The organism is Bacillus sp. 7884-1, from assembly GCF_002272245.1.
Classification (GTDB): Bacteria; Bacillota; Bacilli; order Bacillales; family Cytobacillaceae; genus Neobacillus.
The window spans coordinates 1-1,080 of the sequence record NZ_NPDD01000121.1 but is presented as its reverse complement, the minus strand read 5'-3'; the positions used below and the strand labels follow the sequence as shown (position 1 = coordinate 1,080).

General features: G+C 32.5%; 3 protein-coding genes. All 3 read left to right on the top strand.

Features of this window, described 5'->3' with window-relative positions; genetic code table 11:
- Nucleotides 1–145: winged helix-turn-helix domain-containing protein (locus CHI06_RS14900; protein ID WP_142300959.1), on the top strand; the 145-nt coding region annotated here is incomplete at its 5' end.
- Nucleotides 135–755 carry a sensor histidine kinase gene (locus CHI06_RS14895; RefSeq protein WP_095249377.1) on the top strand — a complete coding sequence of 207 codons (621 nt, stop codon included), beginning with the start codon at nucleotides 135–137 and terminating at the stop codon, nucleotides 753–755. The genes CHI06_RS14900 and CHI06_RS14895, both read left to right, overlap by 11 nt.
- Nucleotides 756–782: 27 nt before the next feature.
- Nucleotides 783–1,022, top strand: a complete 240-nt coding sequence (locus CHI06_RS14890; protein ID WP_095249375.1) for a hypothetical protein — start codon at nucleotides 783–785, stop codon at nucleotides 1,020–1,022.
- The last annotated feature ends 58 nt before the right edge of the window (nucleotides 1,023–1,080 follow it).

Sequence of the window (1,080 nt, the reverse complement as noted above, 5' to 3'; positions counted from 1 at the left end):
AAAGATATGGAATGAACCTAGGGCAGGGTCGAATAAAACGGTTATGGTTCATATAAGTAACTTGCGAGATAAAATCGAAGCAGCTTTGCCTGGAGAATCGATTATTCAGACAGTCTGGGGGGTTGGCTATAAAGTTGATAAATAATTTCCTTGATGTCGTAAAATTTATTCCGAATAAGAAAATTTATCTATATCTTTTTCTTTCCGCACTTATGACCATAATTACGGCTTTTATTATTATTCCTTCTTTAGAGTATTATGATGAACACTCACGATTTTTTTCGCAAATTATTGAAATCTTGTCCTATTTTGGGCCGTTTTTTATTATTTTTTTCTATTGTTCTATATTTTGTGCGTACCTTTTTCTATTTTATCAATATGAGAAACAACGATACACAGCCTTTAGAATTTATAAACTGTCAAAGGAAATTCAATTAATTGCAAAAGCTAATTTTGATAAAAAGGTAATAAAAATAGATGAAAACGAATTGGGGCAACTATCGGAAAGTATTAATGCTATTATCATTCAAGCCCAAAAGGCCATTAAGGAAGAAAGAAGGGCAAAGGAAATTAAGAATGATTTAGTAACGAATGTTGCCCATGACCTTAGGTCACTTCTCACCTCTATAATTGGGTACTTAAACCTTATCAATCATGATCATTATCGCGATGAGATTGAACTACGATATTACACCGAAATTGTTCAATCGAAGGCTGAGAGAATACATCATTTAATCAATGATTTATTTGAATAAACCTATGTACAAAACAAAGAAATCCTAATGGTAAAAGACCCCATTAATATAGAAGAAATGGTAAATCAATTAGCTGTTCAATATAGGATTCAACTGCAGGAAGCTGGAATGCAATTAAGACAATTCACAACCACCGAAAATCCGATTATTCTGGGTGATGGTAATAAATTGGCCAGAGTATTTGAAAACCTAATTCAAAATGCCATCCGTTATGGAAAAGAAGGGGAATTTTTAGATATTAGATATGGAACAAGAGGAAACGATTGAGATTGAGATCAGTAATTATGGACAGTCAATATCAAGTGTGGACCTTCCACATATTTTT

What these genes read in the sequence shown, in the direction of transcription:
- CHI06_RS14890 (WP_095249375.1), top strand. Translation starts at nt 783, where the DNA reads ATGGTAAAAGACCCCATTAATATAGAAGAAATGGTAAATCAATTAGCT.